Here is a 20,727-nt window from a genome sequence, read left to right as displayed (position 1 = left end):
GCGCGACATTTTTCTCAACAGCTCATCCGGCGAAACGGCGACACGGCGTGCCCTTGACGCCAACCTGCGCCATCAGCAGCGCGCCGTCAAAGCGACCGTTTGCATCGGCAGGCGCGGCACTGGTGACGTACAGCGTCTGCAGGTCAGGACCACCGAATACGCAACTGGTGGGATGGCTGACCGGCAGCTCGATAACGCGGTCAACGCTGCCATCCGGGGCAAAGCGGATCAGGCAATTGCCTCCCCAGCGCGCATTCCAGACATACCCTTCGGCATCCATCGCCGAGCCGTCGGGTGAGCCTCGATCGTGTTTTGCCGCCCATACCTTGCGTGGCCCCAGAGCACCGTCTGCAAGCACCGGATAGTGATAAATGACGTCGTCCAGGGTATCGGCGCTGTACAGCACGCTACCCTCTTCATTCCATAGCAGGGTGTTGACGATGCCCTGCCCGTCCAGCAAACGGGTCACGCGAGCATCAGGTTCAACGCGGAACAACCCGCCGGAACGACGCACTAAAGGCACGTCGCCGCCCTCGGCATCGATGTTGTTCTGCATGCTGCCAAGCCAGAGATGGCCGCGCGCATCGCACCGGGCTTCGTTGGCGCGATTGCCGGGGGTGGGGTCTGCCAAGCAGAACGGCAGCAAGGATGTCTTGTCGGATTCCAGGTCCAGGCGATAGACGCCGCTGGCCAGTGTCACCAGTGCATCGCCCTGTTCGGTCGGAATAAATGCAGAGACCGGCTCGGGCATGCGCCATTGACGGACTTGACCGGCGATCAGCCGACACACCAGAAATCCGGAAATGTCGACCCAATACAAAGCCTGCTCGTCAGCATCCCAGAAGGCGCCTTCGGCCAGCTTGAAACGGTGCTCGGAAACGGGCAGCCAGTTCATGAAAAATGTCCTTTGTTATTGTTGTAAAGGCACTTTTGGATATTTGTGTCGCGCTCTTGTCCAACCTCTGCCAGCGCCGAGCCGTTGCATGGCGTTCGGGCTGCCTGACAAAAAAACCGGCAGATCGGCTAAGGTGGCTCAGAAGCCTTCAGCGACGATGGCACTACTAAATAGTATTACAATTTATTTTTCAAGCTCCATTTTATAGGCTATACATCCATGCATCGGCTTGAATCCGATCAAATAGTCTTACCAATAACAATAAAAGCAGGCAGATCAGATGAAAAAACATGCGCTCCTCAGCACCCTTGGACTGTCCTTGATGATCAGCACCCTGACCGCACAGGCCGCCGCACTCTCTAGCGAACACAGCACGTTCGGCCAACTGTCCGACGGCTCGGCCGTCGAAAAATACACCCTGCGCAACAGTCACGGCGTGCAGGCCAGCATCATCACCTATGGCGCGACGCTGCAATCGCTGCTGGTACCTGACAAGGCCGGAAAGGTCGAAGACATCGTCCTCGGTTTCGACGATGTTCAGGGCTATCAGAACAACGGTACGGTGTATTTCGGCGCGACCATCGGCCGCTTCGGCAACCGGCTGGCTGGCGGCAAATTCAGCCTGGATGGCAAAACCTATCAGGTCCCGCTCAACGACAAGACCAACGCGCTGCATGGCGGCACGCAGGGTTTTGACAAGCGACTGTGGAAGGCAGAAGAAACCAAGACTGGTGATTCGGTCGGCGTGAAACTGACCTATCTGTCGCCGGACGGCGAGATGGGTTTTCCAGGAGCCCTGCTGACCGAAGTGACCTACAGTCTGAACGAAAAAAACGAGCTGAAGATCGACTACCGCGCCACCACCGACAAACCGACGGTGCTGAACCTGACCAACCACAGTTATTTCAACCTGGCCGGCGCTGGCAGTGGTGATGTGCTCAAACAGGTCGCCACCCTGCACGCCTCGCACTATACCCCGGTCAACGACAAGCTGATCCCGACCGGCGAACTGCCTGCTGTGGCTGGCACGCCCATGGACTTCCTCAAGCCCACCGCGTTTGGCAAACACATCAAGGATGACCATCAACAGCTGAAATACGCCGAACCCAAGCAAGGCGGGTTTGATTTCAACTGGGTGCTCGACACCAGGGGTGACGTGAAGAAACTGGCCGCCGAGGTCAGCGATCCGCAATCAGGCCGCAGACTGCAACTGTTCACCACAGAGCCCGGCGTGCAGCTGTACACCGGTAACTTCCTGGATGGCAGCATTCACGGCAAGGCAGGCAAGGTCTACCCGCACTGGGGTGCCTTTACCCTGGAAACGCAGCACTACCCCGATGCACCCAACCAACCGAAATTCCCCAGCACCCGACTGGATCCTGGCAAGGCCTACACCCAGACCACTGTGTTTAAATTCCTCAACGACTAAAGCGTTGAGCTGCCCGGCGCCCGCAATCAGGGCACCGGGCAGCTTCAGGCTTACTGATTGCGCTTCATTGCCGCAGTCAGGGTATCGACGTTGTAACGGAACATCTTCGCGTAGGTTGGCGCCGGGCCGTCGGCTGGCGACAAGGACTCCACGTACAGTTCACCCCCTGGTTGAGCGCCACTGGCTTCGGCTATCTGCTTGACCAGACGCGGGTCGCTGGAGTTTTCAAAGAAGTAGGCACTGACATGTTCGGTCTTGATCTGACGAATCAGTTTCGACACATCGGCGGCCGACGCTTCCGATTCGGTAGACAAGCCCAGCGGCGACAGGAAGGTCACCCCGTAGGCATCGCCGAAGTAGCCGAACGCATCATGAGAGGTAAGGATCTTGCGTCTGGCAGCCGGAATCGAACGGATCTGATCGCGAGCGTAGGTATCCAGTTGCTGCAGCTCGGCCATGTAGCGATCACCATTGGCCTGATACACGCTGGCCCCTTCCGGATCGGCTTTCTTCAGCGCTGCGATAATGTTGCGCACATAAATCACGCCATTGGCCGCGCTGTTCCAGGCATGCGGGTCGACAATGCGCTTGCCGTCCTCATCCATGCTGCGGGTCTTGATGCCTTCGGACAGCACCACCGGCTGCCCCTTGTAGCCTGAAGCCTTGATGAGACGATCCATCCAGCCCTCCAGATGCAGGCCGCTGACAAACGCAAGATCGGCGTTTTTCAACGCTTGGGCGTCACTGGGTGTCGGCTCGTAGACGTGTGGATCGCCATTCGGACCGATCAGCGATCGAACGTGCACACGATCACCGCCTACCGTACTGACCATGTCGGCAATGACCGTAAACGAGGCAACGGCTTCCAGCGGTTTGGCCTGGGCCAGGCTGGCGAATGCCGACAGCGCCAGTGCAGCCAGGGAACTCAACATCATCAATCGTTTCATGACGTACCTTTTCAGTGAGCCAGGTGAGGTTTGGGAAACAGCCGACGCACGATGCCCGTGCGCCCGAACAACAGGGAGGTGCCGTAGAACGCACTGGCCGTGAGCACGATGGCCGGCCCCGAGGCGACGCCAAGATGGTAGGAAACGATCAGCCCGATCAGCCCGGACAAGGTCGCCAGCAGCGTTGAAATGACCATCAGACCGCTCAGCGAATTGGTCCAGAAACGAGCGGCGGTTGCCGGGAGCATCATCATGCCCACCGCCATCAGCGTGCCTAGCGCCTGAAAGCCTGCGACCAGGTTGAGCACCACCAGCAGCAGAAACAGAACGTGGTACAGCGAACCACGCCCGCCGACTGCACGCAGAAAGCCCGGATCAAAGCACTCCAGCACCAGCGGGCGATAAATGATCGCCAGCAGAATCAGGGTGAAGGAGGCAATGCTGCCGACCATGTAGATCGCCGTGTCATCAATGGCCAGAATGGTACCGAACAGCACGTGCAGCAGATCGACGCTGGAACCGTGCAGCGAGACGATCAGCACCCCGGCGGCCAATGAGGTCAGATAGAAGCTGGCAAAGCTGGCGTCTTCACGCAGCGACGTCAGTCGACTCACCAGACCGGACAGCAAAGCCACCGCCAGCCCGGCGATCAGGCCACCGAAACCCATTGCCGGCAACGACAGCCCGGCGACCATGAAACCCACCGCCGCGCCCGGCAGCACCGCATGGCTCATGGCATCGCCCACCAGGCTCATGCGCCGCAACATCAACAGCACGCCGACCGGCCCCGAGCCGATGCCCAGCGCCAGACACGCCACCAGCGCGCGACGCATGAAACCGAATTCGATAAACGGCTCGACCACCAGGCTATAGAGCATCATGCGTCCTCGTCCTCGGCATCACACAACAAGGCATCCGGGCTCCAGTACTCGGCCATGTTGCGCGCCTTGCGCAGGTTGGCAACGCTGAGCACCTGCGAAGTCTCGCCCCAGGCGATGGCTTCGCGAGCCATCAGCAAGGTTTGCGGAAAGTGCTGACGGACCTGTTCGATATCGTGCAGTACCGCAATCACCGTGCGCCCCTGCCCGTGCCAGGCACGCACCAGTTGCAGCAGATCACGCGTGGTGCGCGCGTCGATGGCAGTGAACGGCTCATCCAGGAGGATCACCGAGGCGTCCTGCAACAGCAGCCGGGCGAACAATACTCGCTGAAACTGACCCGACGACAGCGAGCCCACGCTACGCCCTTCAAAACCCTCAAGGCCGACGGTCATCAGCGCCTCGCCGGTCAGACGCGCATGATTGCGAGTGAGACTGCGAAACGGGCCGATGCTGTGCCAGGCGCCCATCGACACCGTATCGGCAACACTCAGTGGAAAGCTGCGATCGATTTCTGCGGCCTGCGGCAGATAGCCAATCGTGCGGGTTGCCAGACGCCCCCGGTCAACGCGCCCCTGAGCGGGCTTCATGGTTCCGGCGATGGCCTTGATCAGCGTCGATTTTCCCGCACCGTTGGGCCCGACGATAGCGGTCAGGCTACCTGCCTCGAAGCGCCCGCTGATGTGGTGCACTGCAGGACGGCGCTCGTACGCCACCGTGAGGTTTTCCAGAGCGATGGCTGCACTCATGGAATTGCCACCGACCAGCCAATGGCCAGCCAGAGCAATATCAGTATCGCCAGGGAAAACAGGACCCGCTTCCAGGCCGACTGGGCCAGCACAGAGCCCGCTATCGAAGCGCTTGCTGTCGAAGCGTCAGAAGAATTTTTCAAGTAAAAGTAACCTGCAACTATTTGTTACAGTATTACATACCGATCTCGCAAGTGTTATTAAATAACATTCATGCTGGCACCTTGCTTTCCAGTCATGCCGATAAACACCTGCGCGAATCCGGTTCGGCATCGCTACGCAGAACTCCGCCGTGCGGTACTTGTGACAGTGCACGTGCCTCTATACTGTATATACAAACAGTCAAGGGGCACTTCATGCAGCTTATCGACAAGCTCAGCATTCTGGCAGACGCCGCCAAATACGATGCGTCCTGCGCCAGCAGTGGAGCACCCAAGCGCAGCTCGCAGGACAAGTCCGGGCTCGGCTCTACCAATGGCATGGGCATCTGCCACAGCTACACGCCGGATGGGCGTTGCGTGTCGTTGCTGAAAATCCTGCTGACCAACTTCTGTCTTTACGACTGCCAGTACTGCGTCAACCGTCGCTCCAGCGATGTGCCCCGTGCGCGCTTCACGCCCGAAGAAGTGGTCACCCTGACCCTGGACTTCTATCGCCGCAATTGCGTGAGCGGGCTGTTCTTGAGTTCCGGGATCATCCGCTCTGCGGACTACACCATGGAGCAACTGGTCGAAGTCGCCCGCCTATTGCGCGAAGTACATGAGTTTCGTGGCTACATCCACCTCAAAACCATCCCTGACGCCGATCCTGCGCTGATCGAAAAGGCTGGCCGCTACGCCGACCGCCTCAGCGTCAATATCGAACTGCCGACCGACCTGAGCCTGCAGACCCTCGCCCCGGAAAAAGACGTCGCGTCGATCAAGCAGGCCATGCAGACGATTTACACCGGCGAGCAGACGGTCCGCAACGAGCCTCGCTCGCCGCGCTTTGCGCCTGCCGGGCAGAGCACACAAATGATTGTCGGTGCCGATGCCACCGACGACAGCACCATCCTGCACAGCGCGCAGTCGCTGTACAGCAACTTCAAGCTGCGCCGAGTTTACTATTCTGCGTTCAGCCCGATCCCCAACAGCCCCAACAGCGTCCCCTTGGCGGCACCGCCCCTGATGCGCGAGCATCGCCTGTATCAGGCTGACTTTCTGCTGCGCGGCTATGGTTTCACCGCGGGTGAACTGCTCGACGGCCCCGGTGACCTGGCGCTGGACATCGACCCCAAGCTGGCCTGGGCGCTGGGCAACCGGCAGGTATTCCCGCTGGACCTGAACCAGGCCGACCCGGCGCTGATCGCCAGAGTGCCGGGCATTGGCATCCGCACCACACAGCGGCTGGTCGAGCTGCGCAGACAGCGGCGCATCCGCTACGAAGACCTCACCCGCATGCGCTGCATACTGGCCAAGGCCAAGCCGTTCATCATTACCAGTGATTACCACCCGCCGCATGCGGAAACTACCAGCGAGTTCCTGCATCATCAGTTGCGCGACCGGCCTCAGCCTCAGCAGATGGGGCTGTGGGGATGATCTGCCTAGACTGCGACGACCTGTTCGACACCTGGCGGCAACAGGCTCGCTGGCTGTTGAGCCATGAAATCGACCCCAGCCAGGTCAGTTGGAAATCACCGGATGCCGCCGACCTGTTTGGCAGTGAAGAAGAGTACCCCAAGGAAGCCGGGCCATTTCAGGCAAGGGTTCCGCTGGAGCTGGTGCAGTTGCTGGAAAGCGCCTCGCGTTACCGGGGCGATCAGCGCTGGAGCCTGCTGTACGAAGTGTTGTGGCGTGTGACCCACGGTGATCGCACGGCCATGATGGCCGGCGACAAGCTCGGCAGCGAATTGCATCGCCGCTTGAAATCGGTGAGGCGTGAGGCCCACCACCTGCATGCGTTCCTGCGGTTTGTCGCGCTGCCGTCTGTGGCTGACGACGAAGCGCTGATGCGCCCGCAGTACGTGGCGTGGCACGAACCGGTCCACGATATTCTGCGCAGTGCCAGCGAGCACTTCATCGGCCGCATGGGTCAGCACCGCTGGATGATCGCCACACCTCAGGACGGTGTGTATTACGACGGCCAGCAACTGATTCATGAGCGACGCTGCCCGCACGCCTGGCAAACCATGGCGAAGCAGGTGGAAGACCCGCATGGCGAATTGTGGCTGACCTACTACAGCCACATCTTCAATCCTGCACGCTTGAACCCGAAGGTCATGGAAGGCCACTTCCCTTCGCGCTTCTGGAAAAACCTGCCAGAAGGCCCGCTGATCCCGGCCCTCATCACCCAGGCCCGCACCGGCAAGCAGCGTGACGGCCAGGCCAGCGACATCGCCGCCAGACGCGGCAAGAAGATTGCGCTGAAGGATTGAGAACGAGGGACGGAAGCCCGATGGTGTTCATACGGGACTTCCAGCCCGATCTTCTAAAGCGTAACCCGCCCGTCAATGCAGGTCACGGTCGAGCCGCCTACCCAGATATCCTCACCTGCACGCTGAACGGACACCCGCCCCTTGCGTCCGAGCGCCGTGCCCTGACTGACGACGTAGCGTTCCGGTGCCAGGCCTTCTTCCAGAAACCAGCGAGCGATGCCGGCATTGAGACTGCCGGTCACCGGGTCTTCAGCCATACCGTCGCCGGGAACAAATGCGCGCACCTCGAACTGAGCTTCAGTGCCATCCACATCAGCGTCCCACGCCCCGATAACGCCGATTTTCAAGCCATCCAGTTGAACGTAGTCAGGCTGCAGAGCAAGAACGGTCGCACGGTCTTTCAGGTGCAGTGCGACCCAACCCGGGCCGTTATCCACCCAACGGGCGTCCACAATGCTCTCGGAAGCCAGCTTCAGACCGAGGCGAATCCGCTCGACAAACGCGGCATCCACGGCACCTGAGCGCAACAGCGGCGGCGCGGTAAACGCCAGCCCGGCATCATCCTTGCGGATGCGCACCAGGCCGATGCCGCATTCCTGAATGATTTCCTCACCACGAGGTACGCCACCGCTTTCCAGCCAGGCGTGGCAACTGCCCAGAGTGGGATGGCCGGCGAACGGCAGCTCTTCAAGGGTGGTGAAAATGCGCACGCGATAGTCGGCACGCGGGTCTGTCGGTTCGAGCAGAAACGTGGTTTCGCTCAGGTTGGTCCAGCGGGCAAAGGCGGCCATCTGCTCGTCACTGAGCCCGTCAGCGCCCAGCACCACGGCCAGTGGATTGCCGAGCAGAGGCTGATCAGTGAAGACATCCAGTTGTTTGAAATCGAACGAGCGCATCAGGCTTCCTTTCCGGTATAAAAAAATCAGATTGCCACGTCCGCCGCCGGTTGAACAACGGGATATTGAACCCACCTCAGCCAAAGCGGCTCACAGCTGTAGCAGCCGCCACGCTACCTGCACGCCAGATGATAATGTGTCCAGTCACAAGAGGCAGGCAACCCGAGGTTCAAACATGCTCGACAGCGCAACCCGAGATCTGCTCGACACGCTATGCCAGGCGATGGCCGACAAACCGTTTCTGGTGGTGACCGGCGCGGGCATCAGCACCGCATCCGGCATTCCGGACTACCGCGACAAGGACGGCGTGCGGCGCGGCAAACAGCCGATGATGTATCAGGAATTCCTCGGCAACCCGGTAGCGCGCCAGCGCTACTGGGCACGCGCCATGCTCGGCTGGCCGCGTATCCGCGCGGCACGGGCCAATGCCGCGCATCAGGCCCTGGCTGCGCTGCAGGCAGAAAACGCCATTACCGGACTGATCACCCAGAACGTCGATACGCTCCACACGCAGGCTGGAAGCCGGGACGTCATCGAACTGCACGGCAGTCTGCACCGGGTGCTGTGCCTGGATTGCCAGCAGCGCAGCGACCGGGCAGCCATTCAAGAGCAGCTGCTGGAGCACAACCCTTATCTGATCGGCGTCCACGCGACACAGGCCCCGGACGGCGACACCCTGCTCGACCCGGCTTTCGAAGCCAGCTTCAAGGTGCCCCGCTGCCTGCACTGTGAAGGCGACAGGCTCAAGCCGGACGTGGTGTTCTTCGGTGAAAACGTTGCCGCGCAGACCGCTGCCAGGGCTACACAGAGTGTCGAGGAGGCCGAAGGTCTGCTGGTGGTCGGCACGTCACTGATGGCCTGGTCGGCGTTCCGCCTGTGCAAGGCCATGGCCGAACAGGGCAAGCCGGTCATCGCCATCAACCATGGCAAGACCCGGGCGGACGAACTGCTTGCAATGAAGATCGAAGCGTCCTGCGAGCAGGTATTGCCGTGGCTGGCCGAGCAGCTGGTTTCGCGTTAGAACAGCCCCAATTGCCCGCCGATCAGGGTGCTGAAATCGTCGTCCACGAACGGCAGGATCGCGTCAGCCAGCGGTTGCAACTGACGAGTCACGTAGTGATCGTAGTCGATCGGGGCGTGACGAATTTCCAGCGGCTCCGGCCCGGCGGTAGTCATCACGTAGCTGATCCAGCCGCCACTCTGATACTGACGCGGTCGCCCCTGCTGGTCGTTGTATTCGTCGGCCAGCCGCGCGGCGCGCACATGGGGCGGCACATTGCGCTGGTAGTCATCGAGCTTGCGACGCAGGCGCTTGCGGTAGATCAACAGGTCATCCAGCTCGCCTGACAGGGTGCGCTGCACGTAGTCACGCACGTAATCCTGATACGGCTGGCGCTTGAATATCCGCAAGTACAGCTCCTGCTGAAACTGCTGAGCCAGTGGCGACCAGTCGGTGCGCACGGTTTCAAGGCCCTTGTAGACCATCTCCTCGGACCCGTCAGCACGGGTCACCAGACCGGCATAACGCTTCTTGCTGCCCTCCTCCGCACCGCGCACGGTAGGCATCAGGAAGCGTCGAAAATGCGTTTCGTATTGCAGCTCAAGAGCGCTGTGCAAACCGTACTCGGCGTGCAGGTGCTCGCGCCACCACTGGTTGACCTGCTGCACCAGCGCCTTGCCGATGCCTGCCGCCTCTTCCTGCCCGTGAGGACGGCCCAGCCAGACGAATGTCGAGTCGGTATCGCCATAGATCACGGTGTAGCCCTGCGCCTGAATGAGGTCGCGGGTCTTGAGCATGATTTCATGCCCGCGCAGGGTGATCGATGAGGCCAGGCGCGGATCGAAAAAGCGGCAGCCGCTCGAACCCAGCACACCGTAAAAGGCATTCATGATGATTTTCAGCGCCTGGGACAACGGGGCGTTCTGCTCGCGCTTGGCGGCTTCCCGCCCCTGCCACACACGCTCGACAATGGCTGGCAGGCTGTGACGGGTGCGCGAAAAGCGCGCGCCGCGAAAGCCTGGCACCGACTCGCTGTCCGCCGGGTGCCGAAGGCCTTCGATCAAGCCCACCGGATCAATCAGAAAGGTGCGAATGATCGACGGATATAGGCTCTTGTAGTCCAGCACCAGCACCGACTCATACAACCCTGGCTGGGAATCCATGACAAAACCGCCGGGGCTGGCCTCCGGCAGGCGCTCGCCCAGGTTGGGCGCAACGAAACCCTGGCGATGCATCAGCGGGATATACAGATGGCAGAACGCAGCAACCGAACCACCGCTGCGATCGGCAGGCAGACCGGTGACTGTGGCGCGCTCGAGCAGAAAGGTCAACAGTTGCGTCTTGGCAAAGATGCGCGTCACCAATTCGCAGTCCTTGATGTTGTAACGCGCCAGCGCCGGCTTGTCCTCAGCGAACATGCGGTTGATTTCGTCCATGCGCTGATAAGGTGTGTCGATGGCCTTGCCTTCGCCCAGCAGGGTCTGCGCGACGTATTCGAGGCTGAACGATGGAAAACTCCAGGTCGCCGAGCGCAATGCCTCGATCCCGTCGATGATCAGCCGCCCGCTCACTTCGGCAAAAAAGTGGTTGTTGCGACTGCCGTGCTCACGCCAGCCCATTGCTTCACCGCCACGCCCAAGTTTTAGCGGCACTTGCAGGCGCTGGGCATGCTCATGCAGAACGCGTAAATCGAACTGGATAACGTTCCAGCCGATAATCGCGTCAGGGTCATGCAGGGAGAGCCAGTCGTTCAGACGCTCGAGCAATTGTGCGCGGGTATCGCAATAGTCGAGTTGAAAATCCAGCGCCTCGTCGCCACCATTGGCCGGCCCCAGCATGTAGACCTGGCGCTGACCACAGCCCTCCAGAGCAATCGAATACAGCTCGCCACGTGCGGTGGTTTCAATATCCAGCGAGACCAGTTTCAGGTTGGGACGGTAATCGGGCGATGGCTTGATCTGCGCATCGCAGAGCACGCCATCGGCATCCGGCGTGCCGCCAAACTGCACCGGCGCGGTGATGAAGCGCTCCATCAGGTAGCGTTCGGGCGGGCGAATGTCCGCTTCGTAGACGTCAACATTGCCTCTGCGCAGCAGCTTTTCGATGTTCATCAACTGGCGGTGCTGCTGGCAATACACACCCAGCACCGGGCGGTGACGGAAATCACAGAGTTCCAGCGGACGCAGCTCGACGCCACGCTCGGTGCGCAACAACGATCGGGCTCGCTCACCCTGCTCGGCGGGAATAAAGGCGACCGAGGGCTGGCAAGGCAGGCGGATATGGCGCGGGCCCTGATCGGTGGCCAGCCAGAAGTCGACCTCGGTCCCGGCGGGCGTATCTTTCCAGTGCCGACTCAGGATGAAGCCCTGCTGAACATCCAACGCTGTTACCTCGTCCGCCCGGTGAAACAGATGATTCTACTTGGCTATGAGGCTAAAGGCGCGCCCGGCAGGCGAATTAGCGGCACATTGAGGGCGCGGATAATTGATTCCTCCTATTCCCGTGATCCTTATTTACTGCTTGCTCGATTCTGCCCGCTGGATGATTCTGTAGTGGTTCTGGCAGTGCACTACAGCCATTCAGGTCCGATCACGGAGAGCCCCATGAAAACCGTCGCCCAGTTACTGAAATTGAAAGACCTGCAGAACCAGCAAGTGCATACCATCGGGCCTGATCAGATGGTGCTCGACGCACTGAAGTTAATGGCTGAAAAGAACATCGGTGCGCTGCCGGTGGTCGAGGGCAGCGTGGTGGTCGGGGTCATCAGCGAACGCGACTATGCGCGCAAGGTGGTCCTCAAGGGACGCTCGTCAGTGGGCACACCGGTGAGGGACATCATGAGCAGCAAGGTGATTACGGTCGACTCGCAACGCAGCGTCGATGCGTGCATGGGCATCATGACCGACAGCCATTTGCGCCACCTGCCGGTGGTGGAAGGCGGAAAGTTGCTGGGCCTGCTGTCCATCGGTGACCTGGTGAAGGAAGCCATTGCAGAACAGGCGAGTCTTATTCAACAGCTCGAGCAATACATTCGCGGCGAATGAACTGAGCAGCGCATCAGACGCAGCGCGCGATTGCCGCGCGCCACGCCGTTCACTCAGTCGTCCAGCGTCTTGCCGGGCGCTCCGCCCTTGACCGGCTTGGCCGGTTTCTCGGCAGGCGCGGGTTTGGCCGGCGGCTCGGGAGCAGGCGCTGCGGCTTCCTGCTCGCGCATCGGCATCTGATCGATGGTGGCGAAGATCTCCTTGGGATCTATCGATTCCGACTTTTCGACAGTCTTATCAATCTTTTTCTCGCCGTCCTTGCCCACCAGAATGACCTTGGTCCCCACGCCTGCCCCCAGCTTCAGCTCGCGGATCAATGCCATGGTCGACTGCGGGTCCATGCTTTTGCCGTCGCGTTCCCCCATGGTGTTGACCACCGTGAACAGCACCATATTGCGCTGCGCAAAGGCCTCACGGTTGGCAGGCTCGTCCAGTGACTTCCTGAGCTTGACCAGTACCGGATCGATGGTGCTTGGGGCGATGATGATCAAGGGACGCGACTTGCCGCGCTCCTGTGCCAGAGGGCCGTCGCTGTCAGCTGCAAGCGCTGTACCGGCAGCGACAAGCAGGGTGGCGAGGGTCAGGGACCGGATTAACATGGTGGGCTCCTTTCAAATCCATTGGGTAGCCATCGCGTACAGACCGACGCGATGCCGGTCTGTTCTACCGCATATGGGTCATCCCGGTACAGCCCGATGTAGTCCTTTTCAGTAATCCGTTATGTCAGGCGGAGCGTGCAAACGACCGATAACAAGCGCTCTCGATGCTTGCAGTCAGGCCCTGGACAATCTGCGCCACGTCAGCGGTGTCCAGCACCAAGGGTGGCAACAGGCGGATGATTTTGCCGCGGGTGACATTGATCAACAGGCCATGTTCTTCGGCGGCAATCCGTGTCAGTTCAGGTATCGCCTGGCGCAATTCGACCCCTATCATCAGCCCCTGGCCACGCACTTCCAGCACGTGCGGGTGAGTACCCAGCGCATTGCGCAACCCGTCCAGCAGCTGCCGGCCTTGCAGCACGGCGTTTTCCACCAGTGCCTGCTGTTCGATGATGTCGATCACCGTGCAGCCGACCCGGCAGGCCAGCGGATTACCGCCGAAGGTACTGCCGTGGCTACCAGGCGTAAACAGGTGCGCCGCCCTGCCCCGCGCCAGGCAGGCACCAATCGGTATACCGTTGCCCAGCCCTTTGGCCAGGGTCATGACGTCCGGGACGATGCCTTCATGCTGAAAGGCAAACCACTTGCCGGTCCGGCCCATCCCGGTCTGGATTTCGTCGAGCATCAACAGCCAGTCGCGCCGCGTGCAACGCTCTCTCAAAGCCTTGAGGTACCCGGCCGGGGCCATCTGCGCGCCGCCCTCGCCCTGAATCGGCTCGACCAGCACTGCGCAGATCCGGTGCCCATAGGTCGTGCAAACCTGGTCGAACGCCGCCAGATCGCCAAATGGCACCTTGATGTAATCGCCCGGCAAGGTACTGAAACCCAGGCGGACGGCCGGCCCGTCGCTGGCCGACAGCGTGCCCAGCGTGCGACCGTGAAAGGCGTTTTCCATGACTACGACCAGAGGCCGTTCGATGTACTTGTGCCAGCCATGCAGGCGCGCCAGCTTGAGCGCAGTCTCGTTGGCCTCGGCACCGGAATTGTTGAAAAACACCGCGTCTAGCCCCGACAAGGCCGTCAGTTTCTGCGCCAGGCACTGCTGCCAGTCGACGGTGTACAGATTGGAGGTGTGCAACAGCAGACCCGCCTGATCACGAATTGCCTCGACCAGCAGTGGGTGCGAGTGCCCCACGTTGGTCACTGCCACGCCTGCCACGGCGTCGAGGTACTCGCGCCCGCTCTGGTCCCACAGACGTGTGCCCAGGCCATGAGTGAAACTCAGGGCCAGAGGTTGGTAAGTGCTCATCAGGCAGGTGGCGGTCATGAGGTGAAGCTCCTTGGGTATGTTTCGGTTTTTGCAGTATCGTTAACAAGCCCAGATGGATAAACAGCGAAATACTTCAATCATTTTAAAGCCAGGATTGATAATGGATTTGTTTCAGGCAATGCGGGTGTACGTGAAAGTGGTCGAAGCAGGCAGCCTCACGGCAGCAGCGCAAGCGTGTTCGATTTCCACCACGATGGTGAGCAATCACTTGCGCGCACTGGAAGAGCGCCTGGGCGTCAGCCTGTTGCAGCGCACCACACGCCGCCAGCGACTGACGGAATTCGGTACCGCGTATTACGAGCGTTGCCTCGAGGTACTGGGGTTGGTGGCCGAGTCCGAACAGCTGGCCGAGCAGGCTCAGGGCGATCCCACAGGCACGCTGCGCATCACCGCGCCACTGACCTTCGGTTCGGAAGTGCTGGCGCCAGCGCTCGTCGAATTCTCTCGGCGCTTTCCTGAGGTCAGGCTCGACCTGGTACTGACTAACCAGCGTCTCGATATGATCGACAATGGTTTTGACGTCGCCATTCGCCTGGGCAACATCCCAGAATCCTCGCCGCTGATTGCGCGCCCCCTGCAGGATTACACCTTGACCATCTGCGCAGCGCCGGACTATCTGGCCCGCCACGGTACGCCGACCCATCCAGATGATCTTCGCGCGCATAACTGCCTGGCGTTTGCCTACCCGGCGGGAGACGAATGGCGCACTGCCGGTACGCAGTGGCGTATGACCGGCGCCGAAGGCGAAGTGCTGGTGGAGGTGAGCGGTTCGATGGTTGCCAACACTTCCGCCGGTCTTTATCAGGCGGCCCGGGCTGGCCTGGGGATCGTGATGCTTCCGGATGCGCTGGTACAGCGAGACCTGCAGGACGGCCGGCTGGTTGCACTGTTCCCCGACTACCATTTGCCCAGACGACCGACGCACCTGCTGTACGTGCAGGACCGTTATCGATTGCCCAAGCTGAGAAGTTTTGTGGAGTACGCGACGGGGCTTTGGGGGCGGTAAGAACTTAACGCCGGAGGGGCACCGGTTCGACTCCGGCGCGCAGTCTTTGCAGCGCGCGCCGGAGTTTACCGGGAATGAACGTCAGACCCGGAATCGACTGACCAGGCTCTGCAGATGCACGCCCAGACGAGCGAGCTCTACGCTCGACGCTGCCGTCTCTTCACTGGCAGAAGCCGTCTGTTCGGAGATGTCTCGCACATTCAGGACACTGCGATTGATCTCTTCGGCAACGGCGCTCTGTTCTTCGGCGGCAGCGGCGATCTGGTGGTTCATCGTCTCGATCGTCGAGATCGCCTGAGTCATGTTATTGATGGAAACACCCGCATTGCGCGTCAGTTCGACGCTGTTAGCCGTCAGTGCCTGACTGTTATCGAGGATCGTTGCCACCTGCGCAGTGCGGGTATGCAGACCGCTGATCAACGCCGCGATCTCTTCGGTCGATGTCTGAGTGCGCTGGGCCAGGCTTCTCACTTCGTCAGCCACCACCGCAAAGCCTCGACCGGCTTCGCCCGCACGCGCCGCTTCGATTGCAGCATTGAGCGCCAGCAGATTGGTCTGCTCGGCAACGGCTTTGATGACATCGAGCACGCCGCCAATCTTGTTGCTTTCGTTCTTGAGCTCGTCCATCGCGGACTTGGAGTGGGTGACTTCAGTCGCGAGCTTCTCGATCTGGGCAACGGCCTTGGAAACCACACCGTCTCCTTCGCGAGCTTCTTTCGATGCGTTGACCGCGGCATGTGAAGCCTGCTCTGCGTTGCGTGCGACTTCCTGGACAGTCGCAGACATTTCGTGCATCGCAGTGGCGACCTGATCGGTTTCGTTCTTCTGGCTGTTGACGCCGGCGCTGGTCTGCTCGGTGACGGCCGACAACTGTTCGGCGGCGCTGGCGATTTGTGTCACGCCATCGCGCAGGCCACCAATCAGCTCGCGCAGGTTGCTGGTCATGCGCATCATGCTGCCCTGCAGCAGGCCCAGTTCATCCTTGCGGGTGACCACCTGATTGTGCGTCAGATCACCATCAGCGACACGCTCGGCCAGCTTCAGTGTTTCAAGCAGCGGGCCTACGATAAGGTTGGTAATGACCCATGCCGCCAGGGCGCTCATGATCAATGCTGCAATCAGCCAGACAGAGAGCAGCATCTTGGCCTGACTCACATCTTCCACTCTCAGGTTGACCTGGTTCTCGGACAGCTTGTCAGCACATTCGAACAGGATGCCGATGTCTTTGGTGATGCCTGCCTGAGCCTGGTCAATCCTGGCCTGCGCCGCGGTGAACTGATTCAGCGTGTTCTGATAGCTGAGCATAGAGTCCACAAGGTGCTTGATGATTGCCGACTGGCCATCGAAACCCTGCAGATTTCTGACAAACTCGATAACCGTGTTCATCGATGTTTCCGCTGGGGCACGGTTTTCCGGCTTCAGCGAATAGGTGTAGCCACGCAAATCGAAGCGCATTTTCTGGAACAGCGTCATCGCCTGCACGATGGCGTCGCGCTGCGCAGCAGTGCCGTCATCGGATCGGGCAACGGCGTTCAGCTTTTGCAAATCGTCAGCGCCTGCATCGGCGTACTGGCCAAACACCGAACGGGTCGCCTCACGGGCAGCGGTTGCCTGCATGAGGTTGTCGTAGTGGATGCGGTAGTCCTTCAAGGCATCTGCGGCAGTATTCACCAGCGGTACGTTCAACGGCGAGTCGAACACCTTCTGCGCGTACTTCACGTGACTTTCGAGACTTTCGAATGCTTTCAGCCAGTTGCTGGCGCGCTCGGCGTCATAGTTGACCGAATAGGCCAGCCGCGCTATTCGGACATCCCGTGTGAGGGTGCTGAGCTTGCCGATGTCGGAAATCCGCTCGCTTCGTTCACTCAGCGAGGTGATGCCTGTCCAGCCTGTCAGCGCAATCAGCACCGTCAGTACGATGACCAAAGCAAACCCGAGCACAAGCTTGGACCTGACAGAAATATTGCGCAGAGTGTTTATCACAGGGAGTCGCTCTTTCGTTGGTCATCAGTGGAGTACAAGAGGCCTGTCCTTGCCAGCTAGCTATACAATCCACAGATGTCGGCAGCGAGGCTTCAAACTTTAAAACTGGCGTCAATATTTCGCTTGAAAATAAATCCTCGCAGGCGCGACCAACCCCGATGGCATTTTCATTCCAGTCAGTTAGCATGGGCCGTTACCCACACCTGGGTATTCTGGAGAAGTGCATGAGTCTGGAATTGATCGCCTCAAAAAGCAGCTTGTTGACCATCGAGGAGCGCGCTGCGATTGCCGAGATCGAGGCCACGACCAATGTGCTGCGACTTGTCACTCGCCTGACAGGCATGCGCTTCGCTGGTATCGCCAAATTTACCGACGCAGACTGGATCGCCTGTTCTGTCTATGACCCCACTGACCTTGGTATGGACGACGGCGATGTGTTCGAACTCGAGACCACGCTCTGTAACGAGTTTTGTACCAATCCCCAGGCACTGTTCGTGCCGCAGATCAGCACGAACGGCCGGTATGCGAACCTGCCAGTTGTGAAGCGCTACGCCATCGAAAGCTATGCTGGCGTGCCGATCTACCTTCCCGACGGCCAGCTATATGGTGCGTTGTGCGCTCTGGACTCCAGAACGACGCTGTTTGACGACCCCGATCTGGCGGAAACCCTGACCCTGTTCGCCCGATTGATCGGGTGCATTTTCTTCGCCAACATCAACGAAGGTAGCTGACCCGAGCTCACGGGCTGCCGGGCGGCTCTGCCAGCGCGTACAAGGGCATCGACTCAAGCAAAGCGCTGCTGAACTGGCCTTCGTCGAGTTGCATACGATGTCGGGGCAGCGCAGGTGTAGCCGGGTGATCACCGTCCAGCAAGGCTTCGACAGGCAGATCAATCCCGAAATGAGGAAATGGCTCCTGAGCCACCCAACCGCCAGCGGCCAGGACCAACAATAGAAAAATACCCGCAATGGGTTCTTTGGGTCTGCACATTCTCGTTTCTCCAATCCGGCAAAACGATTCGGCTCACGATGAGCCACTCAGTATAAAAGCCAGAGCGTCGCCCTGCTCTCGCGGTTGGCGCATCAGGCGAAGGATTCTTCGCCCTGCAACTTGGTGCGGTGCATCATCCGCCCGCACTCGGGGTCATACGCTTCCGCCCGGTGCAGGGTGCCTGTGTTGTCCCATATCACCAGATCACCGACCTGCCACGCATGGCTGTAACTGAACGCCTCGGACGTGGCCCACTCGCGAAGACCGACCAGAATCCGCGCACTTTGCGCCAGGCTGACGCCAACGACTTGCTGCGCAGTACAGCCCAGAATCAGCGACTTGCGACCGGTTCGGTGCTTCCAGACCAGCGGCAACTCCTTCTCGCCGATAGCCTGCATGGCCTCGAGCATCGCAAGGCCAGGCTCGGGATTGTAATAGAGTAACGATGCCCATGGCGCATGAATGACGCGCAGGCTGTCGTAATGTTGTCGGTCAGCGCTCGATAACTCCTCATACGCCGCGTAAGTGTTACAGAAACCCGTGTTGCCTCCCCAACTGGCGGGCACCTTGCAGGACAACAGCGAAGCCAGAATGGGAGAATCGCTGCTCGTACCGTCGATATGCCAGTAGAGCGACCCCTTGAGAAACTCCGCACCTGCGGGATTCTCTTTCACATCAAGGCTGATTCGGGTGATGTTTTGCCCATCGCCCGGCTCAGGGCAGAACGTACCCAGCGTGCGGGTGAAGGCAATCTGTTCTGCATCTGAAAAATGAATCTGCGGAAACACCAGCACCCCTCGCTGCTCCAGCAGCTCCCGAATCTCTCCAGCGAATCGACCCGACAGCAATTCCTGCTTGCTGTTGAAAATACGCGTGCCGATACCTGGCTTGATGGGCTCCTGTGACAGTTGAATGCGCGAAGTGGCTAACATGGTGCGACCCTCTTCATAAGTGAACACAACGGTACACTTATGAAGAAATGGAAGCAATAGCGTGGGGCGCAAGACGCTTTAACGGGACTGCAGGTAATTGTCCAAGTGATCGTGCAGGAGGAACGCAAGCAACAGTTGTTCACTGGTGGTATCGCAGCATCTGAGTGCTCAGGCAGGAGTCTGGCGACGAAATTGCAACTCCCGGCGAGGGTTTAGCGATGAGTTGCTCAATACCGCCCGCTTGCGGCGAGGATAATCCGCTGCCAAAGTGCCTAGAACGAACGTCTGAAAATTGATACGGGCGTGCCTCAACCGGAGCATAAATGAAATACGACGACGCCTCATGGCACTATAACGGCAACTTTCCCAGCGACCTTCCACACGCCGCCGGAGCAACGCACATTGGTATGTTTCTGGCCTGGATGCTGCTGAACGAACTGGCCAGTGAAGAGCTGCTCGATGATGCAGAAAGCGAGCTGAATGCGCTGGAAAAACGCGAGCTTACGGGCGGTGCCTTCGTTATATCAATGCTCGACGAAAAGCTTACCGACCAGGAGTTCAACGCCGTAGGCAATGCGTTTGCAATAGCCTATTACGAGGGACTTAACAACGACAGCCGCTATGTGGACGATTACGTGCTCGCCTTTGGTGTCACCCAGGATGCGATCTACAGCGTTGAAGACACCTGGGCCAATTACGACAAACTGTCCCCGTTCATAGATGCCCGTTTTGCAGAATGGCAAGCGATGGGCAAACCCGAATATATTGTCTGATCCGTATGACGTGGCGACAGCTACGCCACAATCATGGCCCTTCAGCCCGACCGCCAATATGCAATTCAAGGAACGAATCAACGTGCACGCCCCTGCCCCGCAAATCCTCATCCAGCGTATGGCCGACATTCACCTCGAAGGTGTCACTGCACTCTATAACGAGCCTGCGGTGTGCCGTCAGGTGCTGCAGATGCCTTATCAGTCCATCGAAGTCTGGCGCAAACGCCTGGCTGCCAGTACCGAGCGACACGTGAAACTGGTCGCGCTCAACGGTAACGAGGTGATTGGCAGCATTGGCCTGGAGCAGTATTCGCGCAGTCGGCAAAGCCATGTCGGCGCTATCGGCATGGGCGTGGCGTCGGCCTGGCAGAGCAAAGGCGTCGGCTCGAAGTTGCTGGCAACAGCACTGGACGTCGCAGACAACTGGATGAACCTGCACCGAGTGGAATTGACCGTGTATGTCGACAACGAAGCAGCTCAGGGTCTGTATCGAAAATTCGGGTTCGAAACAGAAGGCCGGCTGCGCAACTACGCGGTGCGCGATGGCCTGTTCGTCGATGCCTTGAGCATGGCGCGGCTCAGATAAACCGTGTCCGTCAACACCGCTACTTGAGCGATGCGTCAAAGCATGCAAGGATCAGCCATGAATCAATTCCCCCAAAGCAACCGACATCACCACCACAGCCCGCTTCAAGGTGCTGCGGTTGCTTGTGCTCATCGATTGGCCAGATATAGATCCACATTCTGACCCATCAGTGAAACCGACCAAGGCGCCCATGGCGCCTTTTTTATTGCCTGAAAAAACTGGAGATCATCCCCCATGACCATGCTACGCGGAACCCGCATCGTGACCGGAACAGAAG

At 59.6% G+C, this 20,727-nt stretch carries 21 protein-coding genes and 1 pseudogene; 9 read left to right on the top strand and 13 right to left on the bottom strand.

Going from position 1 to position 20,727, the window contains the following annotated elements; all coding sequences use genetic code 11:
* Positions 1 to 22: 22 nt before the first annotated feature.
* Positions 23 to 895, bottom strand: a complete 873-nt coding sequence (locus BLR20_RS02860) for an SMP-30/gluconolactonase/LRE family protein (protein ID WP_054992879.1) — start codon at positions 893 to 895, stop codon at positions 23 to 25.
* Positions 896 to 1,175: 280 nt separating this feature from the next.
* Here BLR20_RS02860 and BLR20_RS02855 point away from each other — a divergent pair, with 280 nt between their 5' ends.
* The gene (locus tag BLR20_RS02855; protein ID WP_054992880.1) at positions 1,176 to 2,324 is read left to right on the top strand and encodes an aldose epimerase family protein; all 1,149 of its coding nucleotides are present in this window, start codon (positions 1,176 to 1,178) and stop codon (positions 2,322 to 2,324) included.
* A 50-nt stretch (positions 2,325 to 2,374) separates the two neighbouring features.
* Here the strand turns inward: BLR20_RS02855 and BLR20_RS02850 are convergent, their stop codons facing one another.
* From BLR20_RS02850 to BLR20_RS27705, 4 genes are read right to left on the bottom strand one after another with little or no spacing between them, the layout of a single operon-like run.
* Complete coding sequence (locus BLR20_RS02850) at positions 2,375 to 3,271, bottom strand: metal ABC transporter substrate-binding protein (protein WP_054992881.1); 897 nt, start codon at positions 3,269 to 3,271, stop codon at positions 2,375 to 2,377.
* Between the two features lie 11 nt (positions 3,272 to 3,282).
* Complete coding sequence (locus BLR20_RS02845) at positions 3,283 to 4,152, bottom strand: metal ABC transporter permease (protein ID WP_010429897.1); 870 nt, start codon at positions 4,150 to 4,152, stop codon at positions 3,283 to 3,285.
* Positions 4,149 to 4,898, bottom strand: a complete 750-nt coding sequence (gene aztA / locus BLR20_RS02840; RefSeq protein WP_010429896.1) for a zinc ABC transporter ATP-binding protein AztA — start codon at positions 4,896 to 4,898, stop codon at positions 4,149 to 4,151. Before aztA ends, BLR20_RS02845 begins: the two co-directional genes overlap by 4 nt.
* On the bottom strand, positions 4,895 to 5,041 hold the full coding sequence (locus BLR20_RS27705; protein ID WP_156357947.1) for a hypothetical protein: 147 nt from the start codon (positions 5,039 to 5,041) through the stop codon (positions 4,895 to 4,897). The genes aztA and BLR20_RS27705 overlap by 4 nt, the downstream gene beginning before the upstream one ends.
* A 213-nt stretch (positions 5,042 to 5,254) precedes the next feature.
* Between BLR20_RS27705 and BLR20_RS02835 the strand changes: the two genes are divergently transcribed.
* Both BLR20_RS02835 and BLR20_RS02830 read left to right on the top strand, forming a co-directional pair.
* On the top strand, positions 5,255 to 6,475 hold the full coding sequence (locus tag BLR20_RS02835; RefSeq protein ID WP_003405604.1) for a putative DNA modification/repair radical SAM protein: 1,221 nt from the start codon (positions 5,255 to 5,257) through the stop codon (positions 6,473 to 6,475).
* Positions 6,472 to 7,311 carry a TIGR03915 family putative DNA repair protein gene (locus BLR20_RS02830; RefSeq protein ID WP_054992882.1) on the top strand — a complete coding sequence of 280 codons (840 nt, stop codon included), beginning with the start codon at positions 6,472 to 6,474 and terminating at the stop codon, positions 7,309 to 7,311. The genes BLR20_RS02835 and BLR20_RS02830 overlap by 4 nt, the downstream gene beginning before the upstream one ends.
* 53 nt (positions 7,312 to 7,364) lie before the next feature.
* Here BLR20_RS02830 and BLR20_RS02825 read toward each other — a convergent pair whose 3' ends face one another.
* Positions 7,365 to 8,207: a PhzF family phenazine biosynthesis protein gene (locus BLR20_RS02825; RefSeq protein ID WP_054992883.1), complete on the bottom strand. Its 843-nt coding sequence runs from the start codon at positions 8,205 to 8,207 to the stop codon at positions 7,365 to 7,367.
* A gap of 175 nt (positions 8,208 to 8,382) precedes the next feature.
* Between BLR20_RS02825 and BLR20_RS02820 the strand changes: the two genes are divergently transcribed.
* Positions 8,383 to 9,228 (top strand): NAD-dependent protein deacetylase, encoded by an 846-nt coding sequence (locus BLR20_RS02820; RefSeq protein WP_054992884.1) that lies wholly within the window; start codon positions 8,383 to 8,385, stop codon positions 9,226 to 9,228.
* Here the strand turns inward: BLR20_RS02820 and BLR20_RS02815 are convergent.
* Complete coding sequence (locus BLR20_RS02815) at positions 9,225 to 11,588, bottom strand: DNA polymerase II (RefSeq protein ID WP_054992885.1); 2,364 nt, start codon at positions 11,586 to 11,588, stop codon at positions 9,225 to 9,227. The two genes, BLR20_RS02820 and BLR20_RS02815, sit on opposite strands and share 4 nt — an antisense overlap.
* Before the next feature lie 222 nt (positions 11,589 to 11,810).
* Here BLR20_RS02815 and BLR20_RS02810 point away from each other — a divergent pair, with 222 nt between their 5' ends.
* On the top strand, positions 11,811 to 12,251 hold the full coding sequence (locus BLR20_RS02810; RefSeq protein WP_010429884.1) for a CBS domain-containing protein: 441 nt from the start codon (positions 11,811 to 11,813) through the stop codon (positions 12,249 to 12,251).
* A 53-nt stretch (positions 12,252 to 12,304) separates the two neighbouring features.
* Here BLR20_RS02810 and BLR20_RS02805 read toward each other — a convergent pair whose 3' ends face one another.
* Both BLR20_RS02805 and BLR20_RS02800 read right to left on the bottom strand, forming a co-directional pair.
* Positions 12,305 to 12,850 (bottom strand): DUF4174 domain-containing protein, encoded by a 546-nt coding sequence (locus BLR20_RS02805; protein WP_010429882.1) that lies wholly within the window; start codon positions 12,848 to 12,850, stop codon positions 12,305 to 12,307.
* 124 nt (positions 12,851 to 12,974) lie between these two features.
* Positions 12,975 to 14,177, bottom strand: coding sequence for an aspartate aminotransferase family protein (locus tag BLR20_RS02800; protein ID WP_054992886.1), 1,203 nt, complete (start codon positions 14,175 to 14,177; stop codon positions 12,975 to 12,977).
* A gap of 103 nt (positions 14,178 to 14,280) precedes the next feature.
* Here BLR20_RS02800 and BLR20_RS02795 point away from each other — a divergent pair, with 103 nt between their 5' ends.
* Positions 14,281 to 15,186: a LysR family transcriptional regulator gene (locus BLR20_RS02795; protein ID WP_010429879.1), complete on the top strand. Its 906-nt coding sequence runs from the start codon at positions 14,281 to 14,283 to the stop codon at positions 15,184 to 15,186.
* 81 nt (positions 15,187 to 15,267) lie between these two features.
* On the opposite strand, the gene BLR20_RS28340 is transcribed toward BLR20_RS02795, so the two are convergent.
* On the bottom strand, positions 15,268 to 15,981 hold the full coding sequence (locus BLR20_RS28340) for a methyl-accepting chemotaxis protein (RefSeq protein WP_372436450.1): 714 nt from the start codon (positions 15,979 to 15,981) through the stop codon (positions 15,268 to 15,270).
* A 141-nt stretch (positions 15,982 to 16,122) separates the two neighbouring features.
* A pseudogene (locus BLR20_RS28335) lies at positions 16,123 to 17,094 on the bottom strand (methyl-accepting chemotaxis protein); the annotation flags it as partial.
* Between the two features lie 299 nt (positions 17,095 to 17,393).
* Here BLR20_RS28335 and BLR20_RS02785 point away from each other — a divergent pair.
* Positions 17,394 to 17,900 carry a GAF domain-containing protein gene (locus BLR20_RS02785; RefSeq protein WP_003318374.1) on the top strand — a complete coding sequence of 169 codons (507 nt, stop codon included), beginning with the start codon at positions 17,394 to 17,396 and terminating at the stop codon, positions 17,898 to 17,900.
* Between the two features lie 7 nt (positions 17,901 to 17,907).
* On the opposite strand, the gene BLR20_RS02780 is transcribed toward BLR20_RS02785, so the two are convergent.
* Together BLR20_RS02780 and BLR20_RS02775 are read right to left on the bottom strand one after the other, a co-directional pair.
* Positions 17,908 to 18,159 carry a hypothetical protein gene (locus BLR20_RS02780; RefSeq protein WP_010429868.1) on the bottom strand — a complete coding sequence of 84 codons (252 nt, stop codon included), beginning with the start codon at positions 18,157 to 18,159 and terminating at the stop codon, positions 17,908 to 17,910.
* A 92-nt stretch (positions 18,160 to 18,251) separates the two neighbouring features.
* Positions 18,252 to 19,091 carry a TauD/TfdA dioxygenase family protein gene (locus BLR20_RS02775; protein ID WP_010429865.1) on the bottom strand — a complete coding sequence of 280 codons (840 nt, stop codon included), beginning with the start codon at positions 19,089 to 19,091 and terminating at the stop codon, positions 18,252 to 18,254.
* A 323-nt stretch (positions 19,092 to 19,414) separates the two neighbouring features.
* Here BLR20_RS02775 and BLR20_RS02770 point away from each other — a divergent pair, with 323 nt between their 5' ends.
* Both BLR20_RS02770 and BLR20_RS02765 read left to right on the top strand, forming a co-directional pair.
* Positions 19,415 to 19,864 (top strand): DUF7832 domain-containing protein, encoded by a 450-nt coding sequence (locus BLR20_RS02770; RefSeq protein WP_010429863.1) that lies wholly within the window; start codon positions 19,415 to 19,417, stop codon positions 19,862 to 19,864.
* Between the two features lie 82 nt (positions 19,865 to 19,946).
* Positions 19,947 to 20,450, top strand: a complete 504-nt coding sequence (locus BLR20_RS02765) for a GNAT family N-acetyltransferase (protein ID WP_054992920.1) — start codon at positions 19,947 to 19,949, stop codon at positions 20,448 to 20,450.
* Positions 20,451 to 20,727 lie beyond the last annotated feature (277 nt).

This window comes from Pseudomonas congelans (genome assembly GCF_900103225.1).
In the GTDB taxonomy this organism is placed as follows: domain Bacteria; phylum Pseudomonadota; class Gammaproteobacteria; order Pseudomonadales; family Pseudomonadaceae; genus Aquipseudomonas; species Aquipseudomonas congelans.
Note: the sequence above shows the minus strand (reverse complement) of the source record. Positions and strands in the feature narration are given on the sequence as shown.